The organism is Patescibacteria group bacterium (assembly GCA_028707495.1).
In the GTDB taxonomy this organism is placed as follows: Bacteria; Patescibacteriota; Patescibacteriia; order UBA2591; family JAQWAS01; genus JAQWAS01.
In genome coordinates this window covers 27,430-50,744 of the sequence record JAQWAS010000001.1, presented here as the reverse complement: position 1 = coordinate 50,744, position 23,315 = coordinate 27,430, and the positions used below count along the sequence as shown (strand labels likewise).

Here is a 23,315-nt window from a genome sequence, read left to right as displayed (position 1 = left end):
TTACCAACAGATTTTAATCTCTTCTCCTAATTTTTCTTTTAAATATTTTCTAACTTCATATTCATCGCCTATTTGATCAATCAAGCCTTTTTCTAAAGCCATCTCACCCAACATACTTGAACCATCAGCTAATTTTCTAACTTGATCAATATCCATCTGTCTATTCTCGGCCACATCTTTAATAAAATTCTCGTGTAAAATGTTTATATCCCGCATAATTAATGTCTTCTCTTCGGTAGTTAAAGGCTTATCATAATCAAACATATCTTTAAATTTGCCTGAGCTGAGCTGATTATAAGTAATGCCTTCTTGCTGGTTTTGTTGAGAATAATCTAAATATGACGCAGTCGCGCCAATACAGCCAATATCGGAATTTTTAGAAGCAAAAATCACATCCGCGCCGGTGGCCGCGCAATAAGCGGCTGAATCGCCATATCCCCTAATTAAAGCCACTGTGGGCTTGGTTACGCGCTTTAAAGCGTTAGCTACTTCCTCGCCAGCCACTGGATCTCCACCCAATGAATCTATTTCTAAAATAATCGCCTTAACATCCTCGTTTTTTGCTAAATCTTCAAGAGTATAAACAATATTCTCGGAGGTCGTCTGATTACTCTCAGAGTCATCGCTATCTGCGATATATGTCACCAACTCGCCATGCAAGATGACACCAACCACATTACAATCAGACGATAAGTCGTCGCTTTCATAATAATCGTCGCCTATATCTAATTGATATTTTACTTCGTCTTTAATGATAATATAGGCGGCGATGAAGATGATTATGATAAAAATAATTTTAAAAAACTTCTTAAAATTAAAACCCAAGGTTTTAGTAAGAATTTTTTTAAATGTTGGAAAATAGTTAGACATAGAATTTAATTTTTTAAAAAATAATCATCAATAAATAATTTTAAAGCATTTGACATTGTGGATAACTTTATTAAATTTTATCAAATTTAGTCTAATTTAAGCTAAAAAATAAATTGTTGACAGAAAGATATATTTTGCTATAATTAAGTTATTAAGACAAAAGGCTCCCAGCGATCGTAAGATCAAAGGTCGCCTTTTTCATTTTGTCCAATTATACTTTTTAAGTTAATCATATAATCAAAATATATCCTGGTAATACTTTTATACAATGATGACGCAAACTGTTTATTGGGAAAAAGTATCTTTTTAAATCTGTTTTCTTCAATCAAAAAATCAACTAACTTTTTATAGTCTCCGTCTCCAGTCACTAGAACTATTTTATCAAATAGTTCTTTTTTATATATTCTTTTCATCACATCAAAAACAATATCCGTATCAACGTTGCCTTTTTTCTTACTCATCATAACAGAACTATGCTCCTTAAATTTTAAAATAAATCCAGCTTCTTGAATTTGATCATATAAATCTTGATTATCTTCATTCACAAAACCTAAAAAATAATATGCTTTTTGAACAGAATATTTTCTGGTTAAATATTGACGAAATTTGGCCAGATCAACCTCCCAAGCTGGATCTTCTGGGTCTTCTGAATTTGTCCCCATATATAAATTTTGTCCGTCAATAAAAGCTAAATTATTTTCTTGGTTTTTGTTTTGATTCATATTTTATTTTTTTAAATATTGGAAAATAGTTGGACATAGAAATTAATTTTAGTATTTATATTCTTAGCCAGTCATCTCGGCAGACACAATAAGAAAAACCCCCTCAACAGAAGTATCTATCCTTAGTTTAGTATTTTTAGAATGATACCAAAAACATTTATATTTTTCATCAATTTCAAATTCAATATTTTTCTTAATGTAAACATAGTTTCCAAAACCACCACTATAATTAACAAAGAGATCTAAATTTTGTTCAATTCGTTCTACTGCAGAATCAAAAGATTCTTGATCTTTAAATACATTAGTCTCATAAGTAATCAGATTATCTTCACTATTCAATACATAAATTAGAATTCCACCCTCATTGCCCATAGCACCTTTTGGGCTAATTTCACAATAGATTACTTTATCAAAATCAATAGAATTTAAATTCTCAGCCGTAATAATTATGCTTTCAGAAAAAACTATTGGTTTTTCTAATGTTGCTCTGTACAATTTCATAAAATTATTTTAATTTTTTGTTATCATATTTTTATTATTAAAACTTATTATGATTTATCTTTACTTTCATGTGTAAAAATTTTAACTAAAACAGAAACGGTATCTTTATAATCAAGTGTATCTTTTATAATTTTATATGCAAAATTTATAAATACTAGATTATTTTCTTCATTAATATTTTTTGCTATATCTTGGACTACTTTATTGTATGCATCTTTAATAAATTTTTTATTTGCACCTGGGTGCATACTTTCATATTCATTAAAAGTAATAGCAAAATTATTTTTGAATTGATCTATCAGTTCACTTTCAAATTTTTTTTCCTTTTGTAAATCATTGGGTTTCTTAAAAACCGACAAAAAAACTCTAGTAGAATAAGAACTCATTTTATCAACCAAAGCATTAATTATTACAAAAGTGGTCTCTTCTCTAAAATTTAGCTCAAATCTAAGAATTACAGAAAAAATATAAATAAAAAATAGTTCAATTTCGTTAAAAATAACATTAAATTCATCAAACCCCTTTATTTGATCATTAGAATATTTATTATTGATAAAACCAGAAAAAGAACCTAAACATTGGGAAACCTTTGACGGGATTGTTGCATTCAATATTGTTTTTATAAGATTAAATGATTCCAATATATTAGAAATTAAATCTTTATATTCAGACACATTTAAAATCTGCATTACGATACGTATATGCTCCCAAAACAGAAGACCAACCGGATCATCTAAAATTTTAGCTATTTCGTCTTGTAAACAATTCACCAATCCTTTACTGGTCATCTCCGCTGCGCATTTATCCGCGTAAGCAAAATCTTCTTTGTCGCTCACCATAAATGTTGTGCATTTACTATAATTATTAATAGCAATATCAAGCTTATCATTAAAAATGTCTAAAATTTTTAATTTATATTCTTCGCTTGATTCTGTAAATACCATATCAATTAATTTTTTACCAACACGAGAAATCAATTCATCGGGTAAAAATTTTTCGGAATTTTGGTCCATTGATATTGCTAATCTTATCGACTGATCTATAAAAAAATATACAAACTGAAATAAAATATCTAAATATTTCTCTTGAAACTCAGCACTATCTCTTTTAAACTTTTCTTCCAATTTCTTGTTTTCTTCTTTTACACAAAGACGCGCATCTAAAATTATCCTTTCGACAATTTCATTTATTTTATTTTCATATAAATTAATCTTTGCCATATTATTCATAAATTTAATTTAAAATATATTTTTAATATTTATTATATTTTACCATTTTCTTACATAAAACTAAACAATAAATTTTATATTCTATAATAAAAACTCATTAATCTTTATTATTATTATTCGACGATTCATTCTCCAACCTCTTGATATTGTCTGATTCTTGTGGTTTGTTAAAATTTCCCCCGTCTCGACCAAACGGACGAAATACTACGCTTATCTGCGATTCTGTCGTAGATTGTGAGTCCGTCATCCCGTCCGTAACCGATATGCCATGTTTCCCTAGGACCTCTTGAGACCTCTTCAAAAATGTTTCAAAATTCCAAATCTTTGGCGAGTTCTTTTGTTTGTTGTTTAAATTTTTCATATATTTTAAATTAAAAAATCTTTCCCTAAACCAGGAAAGATATTTTATATAAATATAAAAACGACCTTTTATCTTTCCTACCTTAAGGCATGGATTTAGCACCTTCTTGAAGTGTCACCTTCAAGGGTTGCTGGCAAAGTTACGGAGCCATGTCTCTACTTTGCACTCTTGATAATTAATTTTTTCAATTGTATAGTTGCTACTTTTATATTATAACTCAAATTTATTATAACACAAGTGGATAACCTTTAAACAAAGCAAAAACAGAGGTTTTAGCCTCTGTTCGTACATACTTGGCTCGGAGGGAGGGAATCGAACCCCCATTGACAGGACCAGAACCTGCTGTCCTACCATTAGACGACCCCCGAACGTAATTTTAATTTCTAATATCTAATTCCTAATTTCCAATGAATTTCTAATTTTTAAATTTCTAATGTCTAGTTTTAAATGTTTGGTTAAAAATACTAAAATATTAAAAATTAATTCATTAAAAATTCAATAAAAATTTAAAATTGTAAATTGCTAATTGTAGTATTAAACCCTCAAATATCTTCTTATAGCGATCGTACAACTCACCATCCCCAATAAAATTACCAAAATCAATTGCCAACCGAAAACCATACCAAAATTAGCTAAATAATGTTCAAGTAGACTAAAATCTGCATTACCGATAAAAGTACTAATTTGTAGCTGAGTTGTCTTAGCTAAAACAAAAAACAAAGTTGTATTAATCACCCAAGCTATAATAATAAACACTATTGTCTCAACTAAAAAGGGTGCACGAACAAAATTACTTTTAGCCCCAACTAATTTCATTACACCGATTTCCTCTCGATAAGTATAAATACCAATACGAATAGTATTAAAAATAATCAAGAAAGCGATAATCACAAACAAAGCAATAATGAAAAAACCAATCTGTTCAATGCGTGACGAAACCGATTCTAATTTATCAACAATCTCGTTATAATCTTCATCAAACTCTTGATTCCAAATTTTAGCTTCATAATCGGCGTTCCCACTGATATATAAAATAATTTCTTTATAATCCTCAATGTTGCGCGCTTTAATTGTTAAACTGTCTCCCAGTGGATTTTCATCTAATTCCTGAATTGATTTTATAATTAAATCATTTCCTTTTTGTTTTTCTTTTAAATCATTTAAAGCTTGATCTCGGGAAATAAAATTAATACTCTCGACTTCAACTAAATTTTCTAATTCTGATTTAATTTTAACCACTTCTTCCTGTGTCACTTCAGATTTAAAATATAAACTCAAATCAACCTTTTCTTTAATACTCTCAATTGAAACATCCACTAAGATATTTAAATTCACCAACATTGAAATAGAAAACAACGCCAAAAAAATAATAAAAATAGTAATTAATGACAACCAAATATTACGCCAGAAACTTTGAAAAGATAATTTTAAAATTCGTCTTAAAGTGATTAACATGGGTTTATGTTTATATTTATATTTATATTTATATTTAAATTGAATAGCAACCCTTCTCTTGATCAGCTATAATTATGCCATTTTTTAAAGTAATAACTCTCTTTTTTAAATAATTAACAATTTCTGAATCATGACTAACTAAAACCACCGTTGTACCTAATTCATTAATTTTTTCTAATAAATCAACAATCTCCTTGGTATTAATTCCGTCCAAATTACCAGTCGGCTCGTCGGCAATTAAAATTTTAGGTTGATGAACTAATGCTCGAGCAATGGCAGCACGTTGAGCTTCCCCTCCTGACAGTTGATATGGAAAACGTTTTGTTTTGCTTTCCAAACCTACAATCTTTAATAATTCCGGTACAACTTGTTTAATTTCATTATCATTCGCTCCACTAACTTCTAAAGCAAAAGCTACATTTTCAAAAACTGTTTTTTTAGGTAATAATTTTATATCCTGAAAAACTACGCCTAATTGGCGACGCAACAATGGCACGTCATTGTGTTTAATTTTAGTAATATCCCAACCACCAATACTGATTTGACCTTGATCTGGTTTCTCCTCGGCAATTAATAATTTAATAATTGTTGATTTACCTGCCCCACTGCGACCAATAACCGATACAAACTCTCCTGGCTTAATACATAAATTAACATTATTTAAAGCATAGGTGTCTGGCGGATAAAATTTGGTAATATTTTTTAAAGTTATCATGTTTTTATTTTTATTCTAATATTGTACACTTTTTATTCATTTAATTCTAGTTGATCAATTTTTTCAACTTTAACATTAATTACGCCCCAACTTAAAGGTGCTAATTGTTTAAAAGCTTGTGAATCTAAATCAATCACCCGCTCCGGAAAAATAGATCTATCTGGCCCCCAATCATTAACCTTAACCACGACCGATTTATCGTTTTCTAAGTTAGTTACTTTCAAATATGTGCCACGCTCATATTCTGGATGGGCCGCATATAGACCACCCACACAATGATACCAACTGGCTTGACCTTGTTCAACCTTATCTTCCAAAACCGCCACTTGAGCATAAGGAAATTTTAAATTTATACTCATAGTTTGATCTTCTAAATTAATTTTGGATGGTTGAGCCTCTGACCAAGTTTGCATGGCTGGATTATAAAAATAAATACCCTTACGCAAAACGTTGTCGCTGGTATATTTTATTTTTAAAGTGTAAGCGCCTTGAAAATCAGCAAAATCCGTTTGATTAAATTTATAAACGTATAAATTAGAAATTAAACTTTTATCATCCGGTATAACTAAGCCCGCTCGACCCTCATCGTTTAAGCTTAATTTACTTGGTTGGTTTAAAATTTTTGGCCAAACACCAATTTTAAAATTTTGATCATAACTTTCCAAAGTAAAGCCTTTGTCTAAAATTTCCTGTCCTAAATAAACAACTTTACGTGTTAAAACTGCTTTGGCTTGCACACAGTTAAAATTTATAACTAAGCCAATTATAATTAATAAACTAATGACAATTTTTTTATAATATGTTAACATAAATTAATATAAATTATGCGGGATTAGTACAGTGGTAGTACACGACCTTCCCAAGGTTGAAGGACGGGTTCGATTCCCGTATCCCGCTATTTAGCCCCTTTAGTTCAGTGGTAGAACGGTGGTATCGTAAACCACATACGTCAGTTCGATTCTGACAGGGGGCTTTTTTTATTTTTGACAACTTTTGATAAATTCTTTAAATAATGGATGGGGATGAATGGGCCGTGATTTAAATTCCGGATGAAATTGACAAGCCACAAAAAAGGGATGGTTGGGTAATTCAATCATTTCAACTAATTTGCCATCGGGCGAAGTCCCACTAAAAATTAAGCCTTTATTTTCTAATTCTTGCCGATATTTGTTGTTAAATTCATAACGATGACGATGACGTTCAATAATTTCATCTGTTTTATAAACTTGTTGAACTTTAGTTTTAGCCTTTAAAACACAGGGATAATCTCCTAAACGCATTGATCCACCATAATCCTTGTTTTTAATTTTTTCTTTTTGTTCTGGCAAAATATCAATCACCGGATAAGGTGTTTTGGAATTTATTTCAGTTGAATTAGCATTTTTAAAACCAGCTACATTTCTGGCAAATTCAATCGTAGCTAACTGCATACCATAGCATAAACCTAAAAATGGAATTTTATTTTTACGCGCATAACCAATAGCTAAAATTTTACCCTCGACGCCTCGTTTGCCAAAACCACCCGGCACGATTATACCATCAAATTGTTTTAATTCTTTAAGTTCGTTTGGGCTTTTTTCATATTTATCAGAATCAATCCAATTTAAATTAACTTGGCAATTTTGATACCAACCGGCATGCTTAATAGCTTCAATGACTGAAATATATGAATCAGCTAAAACAAATTTGCCTGTAGCAAAATATTTACCAATAATTCCAATATTTAAAATCTGTTTGGAATTTTTTATTTTATTAATAAAAATTTGCCATTCTTTTAAATCTTGTTTTTTGGCTCTTAATTTAAATTTCTTTAAAATTTGCTTAGTTAAACCATCTTGTTCAAAATTTAAAGGAATATCATAGATATATTCCACATCTGGCGCTGAAATAATATCTTGTTTGTTTAAGTTGCAGGTGATAGAAATTTTACGTTTACGTGAATCATCCATCGGCACAGTCGCTCGACCCAAAACAAAGTCAGGTTGGATGCCCATAGAATTTAAAGTCCGGACTGCGTGTTGAGTTGGTTTGGTTTTCATTTCGCCAATTTTGCCGGGAATTGGTAAGTATGAAAGTAAAATAAATAAAACCTGGCGAGGATTATTTAAATGCATTAAACGTGCCGCTTCAAAATAAATTGAATTTTGGTATTCGCCAACCGTTCCGCCAATTTCGATTAAAATAAAATCGGCCTGACTCTTGCGAGCTAAAAGTTTAATCCGTCGAGTAATTTCTTCAACTGTATACGGTACGGGATCAACACATTTACCTTCGTATTCTAAATTTCTTTCTCTTTGAATAACCGAAGCATAAACCTGACCAGTTGTCATGTAGTTATCTTTGGTTAATTCCTGATCTAAAAATCGTTCATAATTGCCAATATCTTGATCACACTCTAAGCCATCTTTAGTCACAAAAACCTCTCCATGCTCAATTGGATTCATCGTACCAGCATCCACGTTTAAATATGGATCAATTTTCATGGCCGTAACTTTATAGCCCTTACTTTGCAATAATTTAGCAATTGAAGCTGTGGCAATGCCTTTACCTAGGCCAGATAAAACTCCGCCCATGACAAAAATATACTTGGTTTTTGAAGCCATATATTTTTTAATTTTTATTTTTTAAAATATATTATTTATTATCTTCTTTAATTTTCGCCTGAGCTGCGGCTAATCTAGCAATTGGCACTCTAAAGGGCGAACAACTCACATAATTCATACCGACTCGATGACAAAATTCAATTGAGCTTGGTTCACCACCATGCTCACCACAAATACCAACTTTTAAATTTGACCGTGTTTGACGACCCTTATTAATACCCATAGTCACCAATTGACCTACGCCATTTTGATCTAAAACTTGAAAGGGATCGTGCTTTAAAATACCTTTTTTAATATAAATTGGTAAAAATTTACCAGCATCATCACGTGAATAACCAAAAGTCATTTGAGTTAAATCATTAGTACCAAAAGAAAAAAATTCGGCCACTTCTGCCATTTCATTAGCTGTCAAAGCTGCTCGTGGAACTTCGATCATCGTACCAACTAAATAATCAACTCTGTCTCCCCTGTTATTAAAAATTTCTTCTACTGTTTGTCGAGTCATCTCTTCTTGCATTTTTAATTCTTCTTTGGTTCCGGTTAAAGGAATCATGATCTCTGGTTTAACTTCAATACCTTCATTTTTAATATTTAAAGCCGCTTCAATTATGGCTCTCACTTGCATTCGGGTAATCTCAGGATAAGTATTACCTAAACGACAACCACGATGACCCAACATCGGGTTAACTTCGTGTAATTCTTTAACTTTATTACGAATAATTTCAACTGCGACTCCCATTTCATTAGCCATTTCTTGTTGATTAGTTTCTTCATGTGGAATAAACTCGTGCAGTGGCGGATCTAATAATCTAACCGTCACAGGGAAACCATTCATGGCTTTAAAAATGCCTTCAAAATCTTCACGTTGGAACGGCAATAATTTATCCAAAGCCTTTTGGCGACCCATTTCATCTGAGGCTAGAATCATTTCGCGCATGGCTTTAATTCTTTCACCTTCGAAAAACATATGTTCAGTCCGACACAAACCAATTCCCTCAGCCCCAAATTCTCTAGCTATTTGAGCGTCTTTAGGCGTATCAGCATTAGTTCTAATATTTAATTTACGATATTTATCAGCTAATTTCATAATTTCACTAAAATCACCATCTAATTCTGGGGTCTGAGTCTTAATTTGACTATGATAAACTTGACCAGTTGAACCATCTAATGACAACCAATCACCTTCTCTTAATTCTACATCTCTGATTTGCATAGTCCTATTTTTATAATCAACTTTAATTTCACCGGCACCAGAAACACAACATTTTCCCATACCCCTGGCGACTACGGCGGCATGCGAGGTCATTCCACCTCGAGCAGTTAAAATCCCCCTGGCAATATTCATCCCCTCTAAATCTTCCGGTGAGGTTTCTATTCTAACTAAAATAGTTTTGTCAAATTTATCAGCTTCATCGGCAAAAAAAATTATTTGACCAGTAGCCGCACCCGGTGAAGCTGGTAAACCCTTAGTTAAAGGTTGGGCTTGTATTAAAGACTGCGATTCAAAAATAGGATGTAAAAGTTCATCTAATTTATTAGGTTCTTGACGTAATAAAGCCGTTGATTCATCAATTTTACCTTCACGTAATAAATCCATGGCAATTTTAACCATCGCCAAACCAGTGCGTTTGCCATTTCGGGTTTGTAATAACCACAATTTACCATCTTGAATGGTAAACTCTAAATCTTGCATATCTTGATAATGCTCTTCTAATTTATTCTGAATTTGATTTAATTCTTGATAAACTTGTGGCATAACTTCTTCCAAAGAGGGATATTTTTTAACCCTATCTTCTTCAGAAATTTGAGCCAATTTAGCCCAACGCAATGAACCTTCCTTGGTGATTTGTTGTGGTGTGCGTGTCCCAGCTACTACATCTTCGCCCTGAGCATTAACTAAATACTCACCGTTAAAAATGTTTTCACCAGTAGCAGCATCACGAGTAAAAGCTACTCCCGTGGCTGAATTATCACCCATATTACCGAAAACCATAGCTTGGACATTAACTGCCGTTCCCCACTCTTCAGGAATGTTGTTAAGTTGACGATAAACCTTGGCACGGGGATTATTCCAACTATCAAAAACTGCCATAATCGCACCCCAAAGCTGTTGCCATGGATCTTCTGGAAAATCATGACCAGTTTTATCTTTAACTAATTGTTTAAATTTATTAACCAATTCTTTTAAATCAACTGTTTCTAATTGTGTATCTAATTCTACATTTTTGGCCTGTTTAACTTCTTCGATAATCTTTTCAAAAGGATCAATATCATCTTTAGATTCTGGTTTTAAACCTAAGACCACGTCACCATACATCTGCACAAAACGTCGATATGAATCCCAAACAAACCTTTCGTTATTGCTTTTTTTAATTAAACCATAAATAGTCTGTTCGTTTAAACCTAAATTTAAAATAGTATCCATCATACCAGGCATAGAAGCTCGAGCGCCAGAGCGGACAGAAACCAACAAGGGATTATCTTGATTATTAAAGCCAGCTTGCATAATTTTTTCTATTTTTTTAATCCCTTCTTCAACTTCAGCTTTAATTAACTTAATTGTTTTCTCCTTACCTAAATCTTTATATTGAGTACAAACCTCAGTTGTAATAGTAAAACCAGCAGGCACTGGAACGCCAATTAAATCCATTTCAGCTAAATTAGCCCCCTTGCCACCTAGTAAATTTTTCATTTGTGCGTTGCCATCGGCTTGCTGACCACCAAAAGAATAAACTGCCTTATTTTGATTCATAAAAACTTTTTTATTAATTATTATTCTTGTGATTTAATGTTTAATTTAATTTTAAATTTAATGTCATGAGCCAATTTTATTTCTATTTCATGTTCGCCAACTTCTTTAATGTTCTGATCAATTTTTATTTTATCACCGGAAATTATATAGCCCTGTTCTTTTAATAACTGACTGATTTCTTTAGCGTGAACCGCACCAAAAAGATGCCCCTCTTTATTGGTTTTAACTTTTAATTCAAAGTTTTGGTTATTTAATTTTTCAGCCACAACTTGCATTTCTTTTTTATTTTTAGATTCTTGTTTGGCTAAAAATTTTTGTTTCGTTTGAATTTCAGCTATCTTTTGTGGTGTAGCCTTAATGGCTAATTTTTGCGGTAGTAAAAAATTAACTGCATGGCCAACTGCCACTTCTTTAATGTCATTTTTATAGCCCAAATTTTTAACATCTTTTAAAAGTATAACTTGCATATTTTTTTAATTTAATTATTATTTAAAATTTCTAAAGCTCGATCCAATTGTGGATCTGCATCATTATTATAATCATCAATAGTTAATTCAACTTCTTCGTCTGGTATAATACCATTTTCTTCAATACAATTACCCTGCGGTGTTAACCAACGTGCCACAGTTAATTTAACGGCTGAACCATCAGCCAAACTTTCTATGGCTTGAACTGAACCCTTACCAAAAGTTTGTTCGCCCAAAATAGTTGCCAAAGCATAATCTTGCAAAGCGCCGGCCACGATTTCAGAAGCCGAAGCTGAACCCTCATTAGCTAACACGATTGTTGGATAATCATTTAAGCGCGGTAGTTTAGCTGTACTTTTGTATTCAAAAATATCATCGTCAGAAAATTTTTCCTTAACGACAACCTGACCACTTTCTATCCAATGCGAAGCCACTTCAACTGAAACATTTAAATAACCACCCGGATTATTGCGTAAATCTAAAATTAAGGCTTTAGGATTATTTTTTAAAATATTATCTAAAGCTGTTACAAATTCTTTTTCAGTCTTATCATTAAAGCTCGACATTTTAATATAGCCCACATCCCCCTTCATTTCGGCTTTAACTGTAATAATTTTAATCACCTCGCGAATAATTTCAAATTCCTGTGGCTGTTCAAAATTGTCGCGCATGATAGTTAAAACTACCGGAGTACCTTTTTCACCACGAATTAATTGCACGGCTTTATCTAATGGCATACCACGCGTATCTAAATTATCAATTGCTAAAATCTGATCACGCGGACGTAACCCAGCACGTTCAGCTGGAGTGTCTGGTAAAGGCGCCACAATCATTAATTGCGATTTTTTAATACCAATTTCAGCCCCAATGCCTTCAAATTTACCCGAAAGTTCTTCTGTAAATTCCTGTGACATTTGAGGATCTAAAAACATAGAATAAGGATCTTCCAAACCCGCCACCATCCCAGCCAAAGCTGAATAAAAAAGTTTAGTCTCGGCCACCGGCTGATCAACATAATTTTCTTGTAACTTATTCCATAACTGCCAAAATAAATCAAAATCCACATCTTCATGTAAATACGCCTCACCGTTATTTTTATTTAAAATCTGACCAAAATCTAGAGGCTGATTCATCTGTTTTCGGCCAATCAAAAAACCAACTATAAAAACAATAATACATAATAAAACAAATAAATAAACCAAAAAACTTTGTTTAATTTTAGAACATTGACGCCAATTTATTTTCATAAAATTATTTTAAAACAATTAGTCTATTGTATCATAATTAAAAATTCAGGTCAAAAAAATCATTCAAATATTTAAACAGCTAAACATCCAAACAAAAAACAAAATTTTTATTTATTATAAACTTTAAATCTGAGTAATGAGTGTTATTACTAGAGAGCCAGCAGTGCCCCGTGGCAATCCCATAAATCAACGCATTAAACTCTAATTCGCAAGGGATTACTTCGTCTGTCTGCCGAATCGGCGGAATCCCTCGCAATGACAATAAAAGGCGACATTCAAAAATGTCGCCTTTAAATAATAGAATGTTGAAATATCTATTCCACCCGCTCAATCTGCGCGCCTAATTTTTGTAAGCGTTCAGCTATGTTTTCATAACCCCGATCTACATTTTCCGCTTCGTTAATTATAGTCTCACCATCCGCAATTAAACCAGCAATAATCAACGTTGCCCCTGCTCGTAAATCAAAACTTTTTATTTCCTGTCCATATAACGGCGTTGGTCCAGTTACGATTATTCTATGTGGATCGGCCACAATCGCGTTGGCACCCATTTTAATTAATTCTTGAACATAATTAAAACGACCCTCATACATTGTTTCTTGAATTAAAGTCGTGCCCTGACATTGAGTTGCTAAAGCCCCAAACGGCGCCTGTAAATCAGTTGGAAAACCAGGATATGGCATGGTTTGTAATTTGAAACCTTGCAATTTTAAGGTTGGTTCAATTTCAACATAATCTTCTCCAATTTTAAAATTTATACCAATTTCTTTCATTTTTAAAAAAATCAATTCTAAATGCTCTGGTATAATATTTTTAATTTTAACTTTACCGGCGGTTAAAGCTGCCATAACCATAAAAGTGCCAGCTTCAATTTGATCAGGAATAATTGTATATTCAGTGCCTTTTAATTTTTCGACTCCTTGAATTTCTAAAGTATGAGTTCCTATGCCACTGATTTGAGCTCCCATGTTATTTAAAAACAAACATAAATCTTGAACGTGCGGTTCAGCAGCAGCCAATTTAATAGTAGTTTTGCCCTGAGCTAAAACCGCAGCCATAATGGCATTTTCTGTGGCTGTCACTGAAAATTCTGGTAAAACAATGTAATTACCTTTTAAACTAGTTGATCTTAAATGAATAATATCTTTAACTTGATTAATTTCAGCCCCTAGTTTTTCTAAAACATACAAATGCGTATCAATTGATCTTTTACCGATAATACATCCACCAGGCTCAGGCACATCGACTTCGTGAAATCTGGCCATCATCGGACCCAAAAGTAAAATAGAAGAACGCATTTGTTTGATGGCTTTTTGATTTAATTCATTAAAACCGACATCTTGGTTGGTAATTTTAAGACTATGTTCCGCCGTCCATTCAATTTGACTTCCTAAACTCTTCAAAATATCTATCATCTTTTCAACATCTGAAATACGTGGTATATTGTGAATAAGACAAGTTTCTTGTGTTAATAAAGTGGCAGCTAAAATTGGCGTGGCTGCATTTTTCATGCCCATCACTTCTATTTCTCCATGTAATTTTTGACCACCTTGGATAATAAATTTAGACATAAATTTATTTTAAAAAATTATTAATTTATTTAATTAATTATAACTTTAAAAATAATTTAAAGCAAACTCTATGACTCTAGGTACTCGACGTTTTTTATATATATTTTTCATTTTACTTTTTTTGTTAATAACCCCCTTGGTTCTTTTACTGAGCAGTGGCTATCGTTTTGATTTTAAAAAACAAAACTTAGTTACGACCGGCGGGTTAGTAATTAATTCTTACCCCAAAGGCGCTAGTGTCACTTTAAACGGTCAAGCTCAAAAGGTTCCATATTTAGAAAAATTCTTTTTGATTTTTAAAAATATTTTTGGTCAACGCAAATATGGTGGTACCACTCCATCTTTATTTAATAATTTACGTGCTGGCCAATACGACATAGATATTTATAAAAATAATTATCAGACTTGGCACAAAAAATTATCTATCGACAATCAAAATATTACTTTTGCTGAAGATATTTATTTATTTTTAGAACACGTCAAAACTGAAAATTTAATTACCGATAAAATGGATTTAATTGCTTTATCAACTGATAAATCTAAACTGGCCTGGACAACTCAAATCGATGATCAATTTCTAGTCAAAATTACTAATTTAAAAAATTACAAAACTCAAGTTTTTTATCAAACAAGCAATCCAATTCAATCTTTATCCTGGTCACTAGAAAATAATCTTTTAATTGCTGAACAAAAAAACACAGAAATTAATTATTTTGTAATTAATTTTTATCGACCACAAGAAATTGTTGATTTGCAAAAATTCCGCATCACTCAATCTTTTTTAGATCCCTACGGTCTGTCTTTTAATAAATTATTTTGGTCAACTGAAGATGAAAACATCCTCTATGGTTTAAATCAAGGTATAATTTATCAAATTGATTTGTACACTTTATCAATCGAGAAAAAAATTAATTTATTTAATTTACAAACCGCTGGTCGACAGGATGTAATTTATTCTAATTTTATAATACAAAACGAAAATTTAATTTATTTAGAAAATTCTTTTGGTCAACTAGCTCTAAAAGAAGTTAATCTCAACGACAAACAACCCAACCCGCAATTAATCACTCTTTTAGATAAAAATGGTGATTATCAATTCATGGATACTCATTTAGATTTAATAACTTTATTTGATAAACATAATCAACAATTGCGCTTAATTAATACTCAAGCTAAGGAAGATAAAATTATTCTTAAAGACGAAGCCCTATATTTAAGCTGGAATAAAAATCATACCCAATTATTGTATTCTAATAATTTTGAAATTAATATCTTCACGCCCGACACAGATTTAACTCAACGCTATCCCAACCATCAACGGCAAACTATCAACCGTTACAGTCAAAATTTACAATATGTTAACTGGCACACTAGTGAAAAATATTTAATCTTAAGTTTAGATAATAATTTACAAGCCCTAGAACTTGATAATCGCAATTTTCAAAATTCTCATCAGCTTCTAGAATCAACATCTATACAACAAATATTTTTCACTGATGACGTTGATTTTTTATATTTAATCGGCACCATAAATTCGAAAACTGGTTTATTTAAAATAAAAATACATTAAACTTTGTCTAAATAAAAAAACACGCTTAATTTTTCAAACGTGTTTTTTTATATAAATAAATTATTCAACCCCAGCTAATTCTTTTTCTTCATCTGTCATAACTTCTTGAGCTACTAATTTACTCGCTCGCATTAGAGATGGTAAGGTGCCGGCATCAGTCCACCAGCCTTTTAAAACTTCGAACTGCATAGTACCTTGCTTTACATAAAAATTATTTACATCAGTGACTTCTAACTCGCCTCGTCCAGAAGGCTTTAAGGTTTTAATTACATTCCAAACTTGTTTGTCATACATATAGATACCCACCACCGCTAAATTACTTTTAGGTTGTTGAGGCTTTTCCTCAATACCAACAATTTTGTCGCCATTAATTTCAGCCACACCAAAACGACTCGCATCATTTACTTCTTTTAAAAATATTTTAGCGCCCTTTTCTTGGTTTCTAAACTTTTCAACCGCGCCAATAATATCATCATAAAAGATATTATCACCCAAAATAACAGCCACTTTTTGTTCATCAGCAAAATCTTCGCACAAACCTAAGGCCTGGGCAATACCACCAGCCTCTTCCTGAACTTCAAACGAAAATTTAGCATTAAAATCTTTGCCCGAACCTAACAAATTAAGGAAATGACCGGCATGACCAGGACCGGAAACAATCATAATTTCTTTAATTCCAGCCTGAGTTAATTTTTCAATTGGATAATAAATCATTGGTTTATTATAAACCGGCAAAAGATGTTTGTTGGTAACTTTAGTGGCTGGCATTAAACGTGTGCCATGGCCACCAGCTAAAATTATACCTTTCATAAATATATTATTTATTATTTAAATAATCTTTTAAAGCCTCTTGCCAATTTCTCATTGGCTCTAATTTAGTGTTTATTAACATTGAATAATGCGGTCGAGGCGCGGGAAGAGGATATTCGTGAGTTAAACACGGTTGTATTTTAACATCTATGTTTGAAATTGCAAGAGCTGTTTTAGCTAATTCATACCAGCTAATTCCCCTTTCTGACGTTTGGTTGGTGATATGATAAATCCCCTTATCTAAATTTTGCTGAATCATTTCTTTAATTTTTTGAGCTAAATCTAAGGTGTAGGTCGGTTTACCAAATTGATCATTAATTACTTTTAATTCATCTCTTTCTTTACCTAATCTCAAGATCGTATCAATAAAATTTTTACCATGCCGGCCGTATAACCATGAAGTGCGAATCAAATAATAGTTTAAATTTTTTTGATTTAAAACGGCTTGTTCTCCCAACCATTTTGAATGACCATAAAAATTAATTGGATCGGGCAAATCTTCTTCTTTATAACCTTGAGAATTTTGACCATTAAAAACATAATCTGTGCTAATATGAATAAATAAAATATCATTATCGGCGCAAGCTTGAGTCAAATATTCAATAGCTTGACCATTAATTAAATTAGCTAAATTTTGATTGCTTTCCGCTCCGTCAACATTAGTATAACCAGTGGCGTTGATAATAATCTCTGGTTTTAATTCTGTAATTTTTTGTTTAACCTCGTTTGCTTGAGTAATGTCCAACTCAGCTTTATCCCAAGCAGTTAAATTATAGTTTTGAAAAATTTTTACTAAATCTGTACCCAACATGCCCTGAGCTCCCAAAATTAAAATTTTTCTTTTTTTATCAATTTGTTCATCCATAAATTAAGTGGTATAATATTTTTATCTTATCATATTTTAGTTTTTAAAACAATAACTTTAAACTTATGTTTAATTTTAAAAAAGATAGAAAAATTGTTCAACTCTCAACCATTGTGGTCTCTATAATTTTAATTTTAATTGCGGTAGGTATTAGTGTCTATATTTATCCGCAACTCCCCAATCAAATGGCCTCCCACTGGAACACTCAGGGCGAAGTTGACGGCTATTTAAATAAATTTTGGGGAGCATTTTTGATGCCTATCATTTCTTTGGCAGTTTTAATTTTATTTATCCTCTTGCCACGTTTAGATCCTAAAAAAGAAAATTTGGAAAAATTTAGTAGCTATTTTAATTTTTTTATTGTGGCGATTACTTTATTTTTCTTATATATGCACATTATTACTTTAGCTTGGAATATTGGCTATAAAATAAACATTAGTGAAATGATGATTCCCGGTCTGGGATTATTAATTTTTTATTGTGGCATTTTAATCAGTCATGCGCAACAAAATTGGTTCATCGGTATTCGCACACCCTGGACATTAAGCTCTAAAAAATCTTGGGAAAAAACACACACACTTGGTGGCATCTTATTCAAACTCTGTGGTGGCCTTATTCTTTTAAGCGCCTTGTTTAATGATAAATATACACCCCTTTTAATTTTAATTCCCTTGATTGTCAGCATTATTTTTTTATTTATTTATTCTTATATTATATACAAAAAGGATCGATTTAAAATATTTTAAAATTCTAAAACACAAAAGATGTCCTAAGCGTAGGACATCTTTTTTTGATTTTTAAACTAAAGTTTAGTTATCATTTTTCTCAATCTTAACTAAATAATCGGCATTAGCTGGAAAAGTTCCGCCTTCTGGAGTTTCTACAACTACATTCCCATCTTCCTGAATTTCGACTACTTTTAATTCCTGACCACCTCTAACCAAAGCAGCATCGTACATGTCTATTTTTCCTTTTTCATTACCAGCGTCAACTCCATTGACGCCTTCCTCTGTCCATGTAACAACATCCCCTACTTTAAATTTTGGTTTTTCGTTTTCTTTTTCTTCTGGCAAAAATTGCCCCTCTCTATTTTCCATAAATTTTATATTAATAATTAATTATCCTCTTTCCTTTATTCTACCCCCCCCCGATTGCTTATGTCAAACAAGTTATTCACAGATGTAAAGAGAATCCCAATGAAAGTCAGGGTCATCTGAAACAAAAAATCTCCCCCTCCTTTTTCAAGAAGGGGGTTAGGGGGTGGTTAATTTTGATTTTTACTTTCAGTCAGAACCACCCCTTTATCCCCTCCTTAGTAAGGAGGGGAAATAAACCCAAAACCTAACACTTATTATTTTTTTCCATACTGCCTTTCATAATATTCCCGACACTCTCCTGATTTAATTCTCTGCCGCCATTCTTGATTATCTTTACACCAATCAATAGTTTTTGTATGGCTTGTTCAAAATTATAATTTTTAAAAAAATAAACGACCTACATATCTTTTGTGAGTCGTTTATTTTAAAGATGAATCTTAATTAATGATTGTTACTTTTTAATTTTTGATTTCTTCTTATTATTTTTCTTGACTATATTTTTAACTGGTTTTTCTATTTTTTCTTTCTTTACAACCTTTCTTTTATTTTCTTTTACAATTGATTTTTTATTTTTTGAGGAAATTGGTTGTGCCTTTTCAATTATCACCTTTGGTTTTAATTCTTTTGATAATAAAGTTGGACATAAAACCTTTAAAATTTTATCAAGTTTAACATTAAGAATATCAAATTGTTCTTTATATTGATTTACCGATGGACTGCTAATATTTTTAATTACAGGATAATTATTACCATCTTTGTTAAAACATTCATTACAATAAACTGGTTTTTCTCCTGTTGGTCTGAATGGTAGCTCAAAATTTTTTCCACATTTACTGCATATCGCATCAAACATCTGTCTATCGGATTTAAATCTCTCGCGACTTCCTCTTTCAGAATGATTATTAGATCTTGAATTTCCTCCATGCTTTGCAAAACATTGGTTACAATAAATTGGTTTGTCACTACTTGGCTTAAAAGGAATTTCACATTTTTTGCCACAATCACTACAAATTGCTTCATGCATTTGTGGTCTTTCTCTATTTCTTCTGTCTCTATTACTAAAACTTCTATTACGATCAAACGTTTTATTAAAACTCACCATATGTTTTGATGTTATTTTTTATTAATCTAATGAGAGCATTATAGAACAAATACAAATATAAAGCAAATAAAAAAATTTAATAGTATTTTTTATACTCTCCCGATTTAATTCTCTGCCACCATTCTTGGTTATCTTTGTACCAATTAATAGTTTTTTGCATGGCTTGTTCAAAATTATATTTTGGCTCCCAGCCAAGTTCATTTTTAATTTTGTTGGCCTCAATAGCATAGCGCCGATCATGTCCTGGTCGGTCTTGAACATATTCAATCATTTCATCGCCAAAACCCATTTGTTGCAAAATTAAATTGGTAATTTCTAAGTTATTCTTTTCTGCATTGCCACCGACACAATAAGTCTCACCTGTTTTGCCTTGATGTAAAACCAAATCAATCGCTTCACAATGGTCCTCCACATACAACCAGTCACGCACATTTAAACCATCGCCATATAAAGGCACTTTTTTATTTTCAATTAAATTAGTCACAAACAAAGGAATTAATTTTTCTGGAAATTGATATGGTCCATAATTGTTCGAACAATTAGTAATGGTTGTCTGTAAATTATAAGTATGTTGATAAGCACGAACCAAATGATCAGAAGCGGCCTTTGAAGCTGAATACGGACTATGTGGATCATACGCAGTCTGTTCATTAAATTTACGATTTTCGTCCAATCCCAACGAACCGAAAACTTCGTCAGTTGAAACATGATGAAAACGTTTATTATGCTTACGCGCGGCGTTTAATAAGGTAACTGTGCCTCCAATGTTAGTTTCAATAAAAGCGCCGGGGTCTAAAATTGATCGATCAACGTGTGATTCGGCAGCCAAATGAATTATAGCATCACAATCTTTAACCAATCCGTCAACCAATTTAGCATCATTAATATCGCCTTTAATAAATTTGTAATTTTGATTTTTCTCTACTTGTTTTAAATTTTCTAAATTTCCAGCATAAGTCAATTTATCTAAATTAACAATTTGATAATCTGGATATTTTTTAAACATGTGGTGGATTAAGTTTGAACCAATAAAACCTGCTCCACCAGTAATTAAAATTTTCATATGATTTTTGATATAAAAATATAAAAAATTAAATCTTAGTAACAGCTCCATAAGTGTGGTAGCAACCAAACATTTTTATCTGTCATCCCGAATTTAATTCAAAATCTATTATATGCTAACCTAGATGCTGAAATAAATTCAGCATGACAATTCTACGGCTTATTTATTTAATTCCTATTTACAATTCTGGATCAAAATTCAACATATCTGGCATATCCATCATTTGCACGCCGACGGGTAATTCAAATAAACTATCATCTATATCATCAAAACTAATATTTTTAACTTCATAGGTGCTACTCATGTCATTGCTTTCCATAATTGACTTAAGCGTTAAACCATATTTTTCCCATAACCACATGGTAATTTTTTGTTCAGGTTGTTGGCATTCAATTACCAAACATTTTTTATCGTCAATTATTTCTTTGCCTGTCTCGCGACAAGTGTCGTCAATCATATTTTTGCGTTCTTCTGGGGTTGATAAATCTTCTGACTGTAAAGCTGTTAATTGTAATTGCATAGCTGTATTTTGATTCGGCATATATAAATAAACTACTTGTGCGTCCTGGTTAATTATCATCACAACTTCCTGACCAAGCATACTCGTTTCTTTACGAATTTTATTATTTTTAACATAACCTTGGGTTATCATTTCTTGCCCGTTAATATTAGCAACTTCTTGGTAACTCATCTGTTGAACTTTTTCAAGATTATTTAAAAAAGAATTCAAATCATTTTGACTATTATTAATCTCAGAATTATTTTTTTTACCACAACCAGCCAAAGTTAAGCTTAAAGCTAAAATTAAAATTAAAATTGTTTTTTTTGACATAAATTTAAATTTAATTATTTTTTAAAAAATTTTTATAAAAAAACCAAGCTACAATACTTAAACCATCTCTAATCTTATTTTCCTGTATCATCTGATCTATTTCTTCAACACTAAATTCTTGAATTTTCATTCCAATTTCACTACTTTCTCTTTTTATTTTTCCAGCCTTTAAATCGGTTGCTAAATAAAAATGAGCTATTTCGTTTGAATATCCCGGTACTAGATCGACTTCACCTAATGATTCTATTTTACCAGCTCGCCAACCCGTCTCTTCCTCTAATTCGCGACAAGCTCCATCTTGGTATCTTTCGCCCTTTTTACAACTACCCATAGTAAAATTCCAAGTCCACCTTTCAACTGGATAGCGGTATTCTTGAGTTAAAAAAATTTTTCCATCGCTTTTCTGTGGAATAATTACTGCGCAATGAATTCTTTCAACAACAACATATTTACCATTTGATTCGTCGGCTTTTATAATTTCGTCTTCACGAATATCTAACCATGAGCTATGATAAATATAATGTGATTTTATTTTTTTAATTGGCCTTTCTTGATCAAACATTTTATCTTCAAAATTTATTTTATCTCTGCTATAATTTTTTGCTGATATTCTTCCATTTCATTATTTTGATATTTTAAAGTTGGCCAAAAACTAGACAAACCATCATCATAATAACGTGGAATTAAATGCACATGAAAATGTAACACATCAATTCCCACAACCGAAAGAGCTACATAATCAGCTCCGGTTGCACGTTTAATTACTAACATGATGTTTTTAGCTTGCAAAAAAATATATTGTAATAATTCATCTGGCATAGCTAACATATTTTCATAATGTTCTTTGGGAATAATTAAAACATGTCCTCGGCTAACCGGATTAATATCTAAAAATGCTAAAACTTTTTCATCTTCATAAACCTTACTAGCCGGTATTTCTCCGGCAACTATTTTACAAAAAAGACAGTCCATAATTTTTATCTAATTATTTTTTAAATCAAAATTAACCTAACCCATTTTAATTTCCCAATTATATGGAATTGAAGGATCGTCATACGATAAACGATATTCATCGGGTTCTTTATAATTATATGCTTCCGTTGGAACACTTACAGCAATGGCCTCGCATTCACCAATATTTTTCCAACCATGATAAATCATTGGTGGAATATGAATTAAAAGTGGATTATGTTCTCCAACAAAAAATTCATTAATTTCTCCCTTAGTTGGGGAGTCTTCTCGATTATCATATAAAACAACTTTGAGCATTCCATGCGCGCAGACTACATTATCAGTTTGAATTTTATGATAATGCCAGGCCTTTATAACACCCGGATAATTAGTGGTCATATAAACTTGACCAAATTTTTCATAACACTCATCATCGTTACGAAGTATTTCCATTACCCTTCCTCTTTCATCTGGAATAATTTTTAACTTTTTAGTTTTGACTCCTTGAATCATAATTTTTATATTTACTAGT

Annotated in this window: 23 protein-coding genes, 3 tRNA genes and 1 riboswitch; of the genes, 4 read left to right on the top strand and 22 right to left on the bottom strand. The window is 31.6% G+C overall.

Annotated elements, in window-relative coordinates:
* The 8 genes from PHS07_00245 to PHS07_00210 all read right to left on the bottom strand — a co-directional run bounded on the left by PHS07_00245 (position 1) and on the right by PHS07_00210 (position 6,662).
* Positions 1–870 (bottom strand): S49 family peptidase, encoded by an 870-nt coding sequence (locus tag PHS07_00245; protein MDD4606756.1) that lies wholly within the window; start codon positions 868–870, stop codon positions 1–3.
* Positions 871–1,052: 182 nt separating this feature from the next.
* Entirely contained in the window at positions 1,053–1,592 is a 540-nt protein-coding gene (locus PHS07_00240) for an NYN domain-containing protein (protein MDD4606755.1), read from the bottom strand.
* Positions 1,593–1,655: 63 nt separating this feature from the next.
* Positions 1,656–2,093, bottom strand: coding sequence for a hypothetical protein (locus PHS07_00235; GenBank protein MDD4606754.1), 438 nt, complete (start codon positions 2,091–2,093; stop codon positions 1,656–1,658).
* Between the two features lie 47 nt (positions 2,094–2,140).
* Positions 2,141–3,313, bottom strand: a complete 1,173-nt coding sequence (locus PHS07_00230; GenBank protein ID MDD4606753.1) for a hypothetical protein — start codon at positions 3,311–3,313, stop codon at positions 2,141–2,143.
* A gap of 435 nt (positions 3,314–3,748) precedes the next feature.
* Positions 3,749–3,861, bottom strand: a riboswitch (SAM riboswitch).
* Positions 3,862–3,977: 116 nt separating this feature from the next.
* Positions 3,978–4,051, bottom strand: a tRNA-Gln gene (locus tag PHS07_00225).
* A gap of 166 nt (positions 4,052–4,217) precedes the next feature.
* Positions 4,218–5,138 carry a permease-like cell division protein FtsX gene (locus tag PHS07_00220; protein MDD4606752.1) on the bottom strand — a complete coding sequence of 307 codons (921 nt, stop codon included), beginning with the start codon at positions 5,136–5,138 and terminating at the stop codon, positions 4,218–4,220.
* 34 nt (positions 5,139–5,172) lie between these two features.
* Entirely contained in the window at positions 5,173–5,853 is a 681-nt protein-coding gene (gene ftsE, locus PHS07_00215; GenBank protein MDD4606751.1) for a cell division ATP-binding protein FtsE, read from the bottom strand.
* A 32-nt stretch (positions 5,854–5,885) separates the two neighbouring features.
* Positions 5,886–6,662, bottom strand: a complete 777-nt coding sequence (locus PHS07_00210) for a septal ring lytic transglycosylase RlpA family protein (protein ID MDD4606750.1) — start codon at positions 6,660–6,662, stop codon at positions 5,886–5,888.
* A 17-nt stretch (positions 6,663–6,679) separates the two neighbouring features.
* Here PHS07_00210 and PHS07_00205 point away from each other — a divergent pair.
* Positions 6,680–6,750, top strand: a tRNA-Gly gene (locus PHS07_00205).
* A 5-nt stretch (positions 6,751–6,755) separates the two neighbouring features.
* Positions 6,756–6,826, top strand: a tRNA-Thr gene (locus PHS07_00200).
* Between the two features lie 4 nt (positions 6,827–6,830).
* On the opposite strand, the gene PHS07_00195 is transcribed toward PHS07_00200, so the two are convergent.
* From PHS07_00195 to murA, 5 genes are all read right to left on the bottom strand, one after another.
* The gene (locus tag PHS07_00195) at positions 6,831–8,456 is read right to left on the bottom strand and encodes a CTP synthase (protein MDD4606749.1); all 1,626 of its coding nucleotides are present in this window, start codon (positions 8,454–8,456) and stop codon (positions 6,831–6,833) included.
* A gap of 31 nt (positions 8,457–8,487) precedes the next feature.
* On the bottom strand, positions 8,488–11,208 hold the full coding sequence (ppdK, locus tag PHS07_00190; protein ID MDD4606748.1) for a pyruvate, phosphate dikinase: 2,721 nt from the start codon (positions 11,206–11,208) through the stop codon (positions 8,488–8,490).
* A gap of 20 nt (positions 11,209–11,228) precedes the next feature.
* The gene (gene rplI, locus PHS07_00185; GenBank protein MDD4606747.1) at positions 11,229–11,675 is read right to left on the bottom strand and encodes a 50S ribosomal protein L9; all 447 of its coding nucleotides are present in this window, start codon (positions 11,673–11,675) and stop codon (positions 11,229–11,231) included.
* An 11-nt stretch (positions 11,676–11,686) separates the two neighbouring features.
* Positions 11,687–12,922, bottom strand: coding sequence for a S41 family peptidase (locus PHS07_00180; protein MDD4606746.1), 1,236 nt, complete (start codon positions 12,920–12,922; stop codon positions 11,687–11,689).
* A gap of 314 nt (positions 12,923–13,236) precedes the next feature.
* Positions 13,237–14,493, bottom strand: a complete 1,257-nt coding sequence (murA, locus tag PHS07_00175) for a UDP-N-acetylglucosamine 1-carboxyvinyltransferase (protein MDD4606745.1) — start codon at positions 14,491–14,493, stop codon at positions 13,237–13,239.
* A 70-nt stretch (positions 14,494–14,563) separates the two neighbouring features.
* Between murA and PHS07_00170 the strand changes: the two genes are divergently transcribed.
* A complete protein-coding gene (locus tag PHS07_00170; GenBank protein MDD4606744.1) occupies positions 14,564–16,063 on the top strand; it encodes a hypothetical protein in 1,500 nt (499 codons plus the stop codon).
* Between the two features lie 60 nt (positions 16,064–16,123).
* Here PHS07_00170 and PHS07_00165 read toward each other — a convergent pair whose 3' ends face one another.
* Complete coding sequence (locus tag PHS07_00165; protein ID MDD4606743.1) at positions 16,124–16,873, bottom strand: sugar phosphate nucleotidyltransferase; 750 nt, start codon at positions 16,871–16,873, stop codon at positions 16,124–16,126.
* A gap of 7 nt (positions 16,874–16,880) precedes the next feature.
* The gene (rfbD, locus tag PHS07_00160; GenBank protein MDD4606742.1) at positions 16,881–17,738 is read right to left on the bottom strand and encodes a dTDP-4-dehydrorhamnose reductase; all 858 of its coding nucleotides are present in this window, start codon (positions 17,736–17,738) and stop codon (positions 16,881–16,883) included.
* Positions 17,739–17,803: 65 nt separating this feature from the next.
* Between rfbD and PHS07_00155 the strand changes: the two genes are divergently transcribed.
* On the top strand, positions 17,804–18,484 hold the full coding sequence (locus PHS07_00155) for a DUF1648 domain-containing protein (protein ID MDD4606741.1): 681 nt from the start codon (positions 17,804–17,806) through the stop codon (positions 18,482–18,484).
* A gap of 63 nt (positions 18,485–18,547) precedes the next feature.
* On the opposite strand, the gene PHS07_00150 is transcribed toward PHS07_00155, so the two are convergent.
* The 7 genes from PHS07_00150 to PHS07_00120 form a co-directional block, all read right to left on the bottom strand.
* The gene (locus PHS07_00150; GenBank protein ID MDD4606740.1) at positions 18,548–18,835 is read right to left on the bottom strand and encodes a hypothetical protein; all 288 of its coding nucleotides are present in this window, start codon (positions 18,833–18,835) and stop codon (positions 18,548–18,550) included.
* A 451-nt stretch (positions 18,836–19,286) separates the two neighbouring features.
* Positions 19,287–19,937 carry a hypothetical protein gene (locus tag PHS07_00145; GenBank protein MDD4606739.1) on the bottom strand — a complete coding sequence of 217 codons (651 nt, stop codon included), beginning with the start codon at positions 19,935–19,937 and terminating at the stop codon, positions 19,287–19,289.
* A 76-nt stretch (positions 19,938–20,013) separates the two neighbouring features.
* Entirely contained in the window at positions 20,014–21,000 is a 987-nt protein-coding gene (rfbB, locus tag PHS07_00140; protein ID MDD4606738.1) for a dTDP-glucose 4,6-dehydratase, read from the bottom strand.
* Positions 21,001–21,178: 178 nt separating this feature from the next.
* On the bottom strand, positions 21,179–21,832 hold the full coding sequence (locus PHS07_00135) for a hypothetical protein (GenBank protein ID MDD4606737.1): 654 nt from the start codon (positions 21,830–21,832) through the stop codon (positions 21,179–21,181).
* Positions 21,833–21,842: 10 nt separating this feature from the next.
* Positions 21,843–22,394 carry an NUDIX hydrolase gene (locus PHS07_00130; protein ID MDD4606736.1) on the bottom strand — a complete coding sequence of 184 codons (552 nt, stop codon included), beginning with the start codon at positions 22,392–22,394 and terminating at the stop codon, positions 21,843–21,845.
* A gap of 14 nt (positions 22,395–22,408) precedes the next feature.
* The gene (locus tag PHS07_00125) at positions 22,409–22,804 is read right to left on the bottom strand and encodes an HIT domain-containing protein (GenBank protein ID MDD4606735.1); all 396 of its coding nucleotides are present in this window, start codon (positions 22,802–22,804) and stop codon (positions 22,409–22,411) included.
* 36 nt (positions 22,805–22,840) lie between these two features.
* Positions 22,841–23,296 (bottom strand): dTDP-4-dehydrorhamnose 3,5-epimerase family protein, encoded by a 456-nt coding sequence (locus PHS07_00120; GenBank protein ID MDD4606734.1) that lies wholly within the window; start codon positions 23,294–23,296, stop codon positions 22,841–22,843.
* Positions 23,297–23,315 lie beyond the last annotated feature (19 nt).